13 protein-coding genes and 1 pseudogene are annotated in these 7,154 nt (G+C 42.3%); 5 read left to right on the forward strand and 9 right to left on the reverse strand.

Features of this window, described 5'->3' with window-relative positions; translation table 11 throughout:
- Positions 1 to 573 (forward strand): hypothetical protein (locus BMY80_RS10780; protein ID WP_218140358.1); only part of this gene is annotated, 573 nt, incomplete at its 5' end.
- Positions 574 to 654: 81 nt separating this feature from the next.
- On the opposite strand, the gene BMY80_RS10785 is transcribed toward BMY80_RS10780, so the two are convergent.
- Positions 655 to 1,173, reverse strand: a complete 519-nt coding sequence (locus tag BMY80_RS10785) for a peptidoglycan recognition protein family protein (RefSeq protein ID WP_093143581.1) — start codon at positions 1,171 to 1,173, stop codon at positions 655 to 657.
- A 236-nt stretch (positions 1,174 to 1,409) separates the two neighbouring features.
- Between BMY80_RS10785 and BMY80_RS10795 the strand changes: the two genes are divergently transcribed.
- Together BMY80_RS10795 and BMY80_RS10800 are read left to right on the forward strand one after the other, a co-directional pair.
- Positions 1,410 to 1,682, forward strand: a complete 273-nt coding sequence (locus BMY80_RS10795; protein ID WP_031580257.1) for a type II toxin-antitoxin system RelB/DinJ family antitoxin — start codon at positions 1,410 to 1,412, stop codon at positions 1,680 to 1,682.
- A complete protein-coding gene (locus BMY80_RS10800) occupies positions 1,679 to 1,960 on the forward strand; it encodes a type II toxin-antitoxin system YafQ family toxin (RefSeq protein ID WP_093143584.1) in 282 nt (93 codons plus the stop codon). The genes BMY80_RS10795 and BMY80_RS10800 overlap by 4 nt, the downstream gene beginning before the upstream one ends.
- Here BMY80_RS10800 and BMY80_RS12715 read toward each other — a convergent pair whose 3' ends face one another.
- A complete protein-coding gene (locus tag BMY80_RS12715; protein ID WP_281242282.1) occupies positions 1,961 to 2,083 on the reverse strand; it encodes a hypothetical protein in 123 nt (40 codons plus the stop codon). It abuts the gene before it with no gap.
- A gap of 36 nt (positions 2,084 to 2,119) precedes the next feature.
- On the reverse strand, positions 2,120 to 2,332 hold the full coding sequence (locus BMY80_RS10805) for a hypothetical protein (RefSeq protein ID WP_342741924.1): 213 nt from the start codon (positions 2,330 to 2,332) through the stop codon (positions 2,120 to 2,122).
- A gap of 204 nt (positions 2,333 to 2,536) precedes the next feature.
- Here BMY80_RS10805 and BMY80_RS10810 point away from each other — a divergent pair, with 204 nt between their 5' ends.
- Positions 2,537 to 3,148: a hypothetical protein gene (locus BMY80_RS10810; RefSeq protein WP_093143585.1), complete on the forward strand. Its 612-nt coding sequence runs from the start codon at positions 2,537 to 2,539 to the stop codon at positions 3,146 to 3,148.
- Positions 3,149 to 3,150: 2 nt separating this feature from the next.
- On the opposite strand, the pseudogene BMY80_RS12610 reads toward BMY80_RS10810, so the two are convergent.
- The 3 genes and pseudogenes from BMY80_RS12610 to BMY80_RS10825 form a co-directional block, all read right to left on the reverse strand.
- Positions 3,151 to 3,387: pseudogene (locus tag BMY80_RS12610) on the reverse strand (recombinase family protein); the annotation flags it as partial.
- A 27-nt stretch (positions 3,388 to 3,414) separates the two neighbouring features.
- Positions 3,415 to 3,609 (reverse strand): SHOCT domain-containing protein, encoded by a 195-nt coding sequence (locus BMY80_RS10820; RefSeq protein ID WP_093143587.1) that lies wholly within the window; start codon positions 3,607 to 3,609, stop codon positions 3,415 to 3,417.
- Entirely contained in the window at positions 3,590 to 4,033 is a 444-nt protein-coding gene (locus tag BMY80_RS10825) for a sigma factor-like helix-turn-helix DNA-binding protein (RefSeq protein ID WP_093143589.1), read from the reverse strand. The genes BMY80_RS10820 and BMY80_RS10825 overlap by 20 nt, the downstream gene beginning before the upstream one ends.
- Positions 4,034 to 4,334: 301 nt before the next feature.
- Here BMY80_RS10825 and BMY80_RS10830 point away from each other — a divergent pair, with 301 nt between their 5' ends.
- The gene (locus BMY80_RS10830; protein WP_218140359.1) at positions 4,335 to 5,021 is read left to right on the forward strand and encodes a M15 family metallopeptidase; all 687 of its coding nucleotides are present in this window, start codon (positions 4,335 to 4,337) and stop codon (positions 5,019 to 5,021) included.
- Positions 5,022 to 5,194: 173 nt separating this feature from the next.
- Here BMY80_RS10830 and BMY80_RS10835 read toward each other — a convergent pair whose 3' ends face one another.
- From BMY80_RS10835 to BMY80_RS10850, 3 genes are all read right to left on the reverse strand, one after another.
- On the reverse strand, positions 5,195 to 5,734 hold the full coding sequence (locus BMY80_RS10835; RefSeq protein ID WP_093143591.1) for a peptidoglycan recognition protein family protein: 540 nt from the start codon (positions 5,732 to 5,734) through the stop codon (positions 5,195 to 5,197).
- Positions 5,724 to 6,140: a phage holin family protein gene (locus tag BMY80_RS12615; RefSeq protein ID WP_245730155.1), complete on the reverse strand. Its 417-nt coding sequence runs from the start codon at positions 6,138 to 6,140 to the stop codon at positions 5,724 to 5,726. Before BMY80_RS12615 ends, BMY80_RS10835 begins: the two co-directional genes overlap by 11 nt.
- 775 nt (positions 6,141 to 6,915) lie before the next feature.
- The coding region (locus BMY80_RS10850) for a PD-(D/E)XK nuclease domain-containing protein (protein WP_177178575.1) at positions 6,916 to 7,154 on the reverse strand (239 nt) is incomplete at its 5' end.

The following is a 7,154-nucleotide window of genomic DNA, read 5'->3' on the forward strand; positions in this document are numbered from 1 at the left end:
AGTTTATTGAAAGAGGATAAAACTATGAAATTTAAGAATGTTTTATGTTGCACTGTGGCTATCCTGCCGATGTTTTGTGCTGTTGAATCTCAAGCAGGTTTTGCGGAAGAATATGATAAGGCTAGGTTGGAGAAAAAGCATAATTCGGAAGGTTATAAGAACACTCAAAAATTGAATGATAAGCAAAAACTGTTTCTTCGTGAAGTTATGGGGAATGGAACACGCACCCAAGTAGAGCTGTGTCATATGGATACAGGGTCTCTAAAGCAATGTAAAGATGGAAGTCAGGGCATGGGGTGGAGATTACCTGCTAACAACAACTCCAAATATATATCAAATGTGACGGTTAGTGTTGAAGGAGACGATTCTATAATAAAAATTACAGCATCACCTGATTTCTTCGGAGAAAATGTAACATTAATCTATGATTGCTCAGTTGCTGAAGGGCGTGTGGATTGCCCTATTTCCGCAAAGTCAAGCTGCCTTGAAAAAGGTCTTTGCTCTGCTGGGGTATATGATGTTGAACCAGATGATTCCGTTACGTTAAGAGTAGTTGAATACAAAATTAAATAGTAAAAGATAAGGTCATGTCATGTAGAGCCGACAGTCCTCATCACTGCCGGCTTTATTATTTTTACACTCCAAGTCGGCTATTCACCGCTTGAGCCAAATCCCCAATTTACTGAATAGCCAATTCCCCGGACAGGATTTTTTAGCAAACCAGCGATGGATGGTGAGGAGCATTTCGTCAGGTTTAACCTCATAGATTAAAGCCTTATCCCGATCAGCAATCCACACCAGCTTCCGCTTGCCATTCCGTCTGCAGATGTCTGTACTGAGATCCAACAGGGCTGAATACACCTCCGGTTTCATGGCATAAGGATCGGTCAAATCTGATGCACATTCAATGGTAACAGCTCTCTGGTCATTATCCATTGATGAAGAGCACCAGGAACGGTTCTGCTCATCAACGCAAAGGCCGATTATGCCATCAGTCCCGATGGCATAATTGCAGCTTGCCTGTCTGCTGCCGTCCTTAAAGCAGTCGCAGATACGTTCCACACTGAGCTGACCGACAACAGCGTGAGGTGTAATGCGGTCAATGGTGTGAGTTCTTTTACCGGAATGGTTAGGGCTCAATCTGGTGTATGTTACAAGCGGACTATTTCCCATTTTCGTTCTCCTTATTTTCTGATTTATCGTGTAACTGGTTTAATGCCTTTCTGACCACCGTCGGTATCGGCAGAAAGCCTGATGGTGCTGTCGTTCATTTTGATCTCCTTAAATATGGATTAGATTAGAAAATATGAATTGCTAAACACATAACAAAATAATGATTTCGTAATGACAATATATTGCAAATAAACGAATTTTAACTATAATTTTAAGTAGTAACCAAGGAGGCTATTATGAGTGCCACAAATTTGAATATCAGAACCGATAAGGATGTAAAAGAACAGGCTGAACAGATCTTTGCTGAACTCGGCTTAAACATGACAACCGCAGTGAATTTATTCTTGCGGACAGCCATCAGAAAGCATGGTATACCTTTTGATTTATTCCTTGATGTACCTAATGAAACTACAATTGCCGCTATCGAGGAAGGAAAAAGACTGCTTAACGATCCTGATTCTCCTAAATATTCCAATATGAAAGATCTCAAGGCGGCATTGGACTCATAAAATACGATGTAAAGTTCACCTCTCAGTTCAAGAAAGATTTGAAGTTAGCCAAAAAGCAAAACAAGAATATTGATAAACTTTATACAGTTATCGAGACTCTGGCTGAAGGTGAAACGCTGGATCCCAAATTCAAAGATCACGAATTAACCGGAAACTACAAAGGAACGAGAGAATGCCACATAGAGCCGGATTGGTTGCTGATTTATGAAATTCAGAACGACATTATGGTTCTGATGCTTACAAGACTGGGTACCCATTCAGAACTGTTTAAGAAATGATTACTTCATCATTCTCTTAAATTTTTCAATCTCTATCGCACAATCGCTCTCCGTCATTCCGGCTTTGTACCTTTCTTTCGGATGAGCCTCATAGTATTCCTCCTGAAAAGAAAAGGATCTCATAAGAGATCCTTGGTTGAAAAATACGGAATGACTGTGTTAATCCTCAATCGGATAATTTTTCAGAAGCCACTTACCGTTACCAGGATTATCAGGATTGTAGGTCGGTTTGTTTGTGTCCAACGCCCGTACAGAGTTCATCTCATCATCTGTAAGCCTAAAATCAAAAATATCCAGATTTGATCTGATGCGTTCAGGATTTACTGATTTTGGTAAAACTATCATTCCATCCTGTACTTCAAATCGTAATATTACCTGATCTGCATTTTTATTGTATTACAGGCTGGAAATGCCACGGTAATCGGTGGTTCAGTTGCCGTTATCAAAAATATCTGTGAGTATTACAGAGGGAATATTGACGGTAAGGATGCCGTCTGTGACATAGCAAAAACAACGGAAAAGGCTGCCGCCGGAGGATATGCCGTAGGTTTTTTCGGTTCTGCGCTTAAGGGGACAATGCAGAATTCAGGGAATGATGTTCTGCGTAACCTTTCAAAAACCAATCTTCCTGCTGCCATGGTCAATATGACTCTGGAAGCGGGTAAGTCCCTTCATGCCTATCTTAACGGTACCATAGACGGTGCCGAATGTCTGGAACGGATGGGACAGAGTGGTTTTTCAATGGTGGTGGCTTCGATGTCGGCAACGGTGGGGCAGGTAGTCATTCCGATTCCGATAGTAGGAGCTGTAATCGGATCGGCTCTCGGTTATGCCCTGTCATCAGCATGTTACGGCTGTCTTGTAAGTTCTCTTAAGGACGCAAAATTATCCAGGGAAAACAGAATAAGGATAGAACGCGAATGCCAGGAACATATCAAATTCATCAGACAGTGTCGGGAAGAATTGGAGAAATATTTCGATGACAGACTGAATTTTTATAAACAGGCATTTTATGAAGGCTTTACTGAAATCAGCCGAGCCTGCGATACGGGGGATTACGACGGTTTTATAGGAGCCTGTAACAAACTGAACTCCAAGATGGGAGGTAAAAACATGCAGTTCTCAAATACCAGTCTGCTTATGGACTTGGTAAGAATGATGTCAATCTTACCGTCCTCACAATCCTGAAGCATTCGTTTGAATTCAGCTCTGCGCTCAACACTTGTACCGGAGATGAAGCTGTCGGCATATACTCCAGCAAATTCCCATTCAGGATTATTCTGAATGAGATCGTTGTAGTAGCTGATCTGAGTTGACAGAGAATGAGCCAGTCTGTCAGATTCCATGGAGACACGTGCATATGCCGCTACCCGTTTTCTGGCAGGCAGGGCTATGCTTTTTACATCAATTTTCTTTATCGTTTTCATAGTTATACCCTCGTTTTGATACCACTATTACTCACTCTTATCGCCTGACTTATCAAGCGATAGTGTTAAGAGTTTTCCGATAAGCGGGGTGAATGCCCCAATAAGAAAATCATCAATTTTCCTGAACTCTGTTTTGGTCAGGAATCCCTGTTTCAGAAAGCATTCAGCCATGTGCCGTGCCACCAGATAGTTCATCTCAGATTCAAACTGCTTCGGTGTCATGCGTCACTCCTTCATATCTGTGTTTGATGTAGCACTCGTGGTAGCAGAACTTATGAGGTTTGGGACCGTACCAGGTGAACTCCTTTCCGCAGCATAGGCATTTGCCTGTGTGAGGATTACGGCGATTAACCTGTTCGGGATGAGAGTTCCACCATGTTACCCGACACTCATCAGAGCAGAATTTACGCTGTTTAACCTTTTCCCTCTGGATGAGCTGCTTACCACAGCATCTGCAGAAAGACGGCAGTGCTAAAGGTGTATCCGACTGAGACTGAAAAGCCTCCTTGCGGTTACCGGCAAGCCCTGAACGCTGGCAGTAACTTTTAACGGTAGCCACGGTGACACCCATCGCTTTGGCAATGGCGTTATAACTGAAGTTCTGCTCGCGCAGAGTTTTGATTATGGATTTCTGTTGTTCTGTCATAAATCTTTGATCTCCTGCTATTCAATGGACTTGAAAAAACTGTTTTGACGATGACTATAGAAAAATATTTTTTGAATGGTTAAAAGTTGTACAGCTGTGTATCGAGATGAGTGTCAAGGTAATAGTGGGAAGGCGATTTCAGGAAGCAACTGTTGGAGTGGATCTGCTTTTATTTTCAATTTGTCGTTCATGCACAGAAATACAGCCACCAACATGCTAGAATCTATGAGAACAGTTTGGTGAAATAAAGGACACAATTAAAAATCAGGCGATAAAATTCACTAAGGATGGAGAATTAGTTATGAAAAATCAGCGTAAAGGAAAAGGACTAACATCTTTATTTTTTGCCGTAACTCTCGCTTTATATGGTTGTGCAAACCAGGCGGAGTTTGCAAAGACAGATACTATCAATGAAATATCAAATAGTGATGTTAAGTTGAATCTTTCTAATGATGCCAGCGACTTTGTGTTACTGAGTGAAGCAGTTCCTGATGCAATCTTAGAAATCAGGTATTATTCGACATATAATTTTGTGGGCACCAGAATTGACGGGTATGAAGAACCGGTGGCCTTACTTACAAAAGAAGCAGCCACTGCGCTCAAAAAAGTCAGTGATGATTTAAAAAAGAAAGGATACCGTTTAAAGATTTTTGATGCGTATCGCCCTCAAAAAGCTGTTAATCACTTTATGCGCTGGGCTCTCGATACTAACGATGTGGCGATGAAAAAGTATTTCTATCCTGAACTTGAAAAGAACGTTCTTTTCCCTCAAGGGTATATAGCCGAACATTCAGGACACAGTCGTGGCAGTACAGTAGATTTAACTCTTTTTGATATGAATACTGAAAAAGAAGTAGATATGGGAGGAACATTCGATTACTTTGGTTTATTGAGCCATCCGGATTATAAAAATATTACTAAAGAGCAATATAACAACCGAATGATTCTTCGGGAGGCGATGTTGAATAATGGTTTTAAACCTTTGTAAGAAGAATGGTGGCATTTCACTCTGAAAGACGAACCTTATCCTGACACTTATTTCACTTTCCCGGTATCAGCCACTTCAGTTTCGAATGACAGATGTATAACAAAATAACAATTTAAAATAGACCAAGCCGGCATCCCAATTACCGGCTTTTTTATTTAGTAAGGTTAATTCCCTTATTCCCCAAGTCTGCTATTCACCGTTTGAGCCAAATCGCCCAACTTCCCGAATAGCCAATTTCCCGGACAGGATTTTCGAGCAAACCAGCGGTGAACCGTCAGCAACATTTCATCACTCCTGACCGAATAACTCAAAGCCTTATCCCGATCGGCAATCCACACAAGTTTCTTCTTGCCATGCCTTCTGCAGATATCAACGCACAGATCTACCAGGGCAGCATACACCTCCGTCTTCATGGTGTAAGGTTCAGTCAGATCTGATGCGCATTCGATGGTAACAGCTCTTTGGTCGTTGTCTCGAGATGATGAGCACCAGGATCGGTTCTGCTCATCAACACAGAGTCCGATTCTGCCGTCAGCCCCGATGCAGTAGTTGCAGCTTGCCTGTCTGCTGCTGTCCTTAAAGCAGTCGCAAATGCGTTCAACACTGAGCTGACCGACAACAGCGTGAGGTGTGATTCGGTCTATTGCATGAGTCCTTCTGCCGGAATGGTTCGGACTCAATCTGGTGTAACTTACGAGTGGACTATTTGCCATTGTTATTCTCCTTATCTTCTGATTTTTCGTGTAACTGGTTTAATGCTTTCCTGACCACAGCAGGTATCGGCAGACCGAGATGTGCAGCGTTCTCGAGTAAGCTGATGCCTTCGTTTGAAAGGTAAAAGAAAATCACTGCGGTTCTGAGAACACTTCCGGTCTGAAAGATTCTCGTGTCCAGAATGCTGGCAATGCCCACGAGCATGAAGACAACCACCTTACGGCAAATGCCGTTCAGGGTATTGGCCAGAAAGTCATTACCCATGATGATGAGTTCACCGAAACCGCCGTTTGACTGCATGAGTCTGGTGCAGAAAGTACCCATGGCATTATCCAGTCTCCCAGTAGCGGCAGATACAGTGTTGAGTTTGGTTTCCAAAACACCGTCAAAGTTGTTCTTTGCCAAATCAGAGAGATAGGAATCCAGAGCCTTGCTGTTCTTTTCAATCTCTGTGGTGGCCCCCTTATAGGTAAGAGAAATTGTGTCACTGTTATCCTTTGCCGTAATGCCGAACTGCCGGAGTGCCTTGGTAGAACCCTGGGAGAAAGCAATAACCGCATCAGTCAGGGTATTGATGTCTCGTCCGGTACCGTGGGCAATGGTGGCGTAGGTCTTAAGCTGTTCGTTTGAGTTGGTAAGACCGTTATTGCCTAGTTGTCATAAAGATTTATGTGACATTGCGGACATTTGATTAGCGCGGGACCGATGCTCTTTTCATAAAGAGACGGGCGTTTGAGCATATAACCGCAGTAACTGCAACAGTAGTTATCTATAAGATATACGTCGTCTTGACGTTGTGAATTGTCGATGAAAAAAATGCCTTGTTTGGCATTTATGTATCCCGTAAGATGGCAAACAGCATAAACCAAAATCCTGACAGTACGGCGATCCTGTTGCGGGTACCGCTAAGAGCAACTTCAGTGTTTGCCGGATTGAAATAAACAGTTCCACATTTGTCACAGTACTGCAGTACTGGACCGGGGCGGAAATTTAGAATTTCATGCCCGTTATAAATGTGATTTATGAGTTCTATAAGAGGTGATAAAGTTATTCCACTGGTATAACTACCGATTTTTCCACATTGAGGACAGCTCGGATATTGAATTTTCCCAATAGTTTTGAAAGCGCACATTTTGGCTTCTTTCAGATTCTGTCGGGTATAGCAATCATTAGGCATGAATTATTTATCCAACTTTTCAATCAGGCACTGGTGATCCTTTGTTTTAGGATTATAGTTAATGCCTATAAGCAACACATCGTTAGGATAATCACCATCACGGTATCTGCTGAAATACTCCTTCTCCTTAATCTGATTCATGGCTTCTTCCGCGCTCTGACCATATTTAAATTCTATGAGCAGGATAGGAAGGTTCATGTTCCTCTTCGGTGCATAAATCAGATCGGCGCTTCCTTTACCGG

The organism is Ruminobacter amylophilus (assembly GCF_900115655.1).
Lineage (GTDB): Bacteria > Pseudomonadota > Gammaproteobacteria > Enterobacterales > Succinivibrionaceae > Ruminobacter > Ruminobacter amylophilus.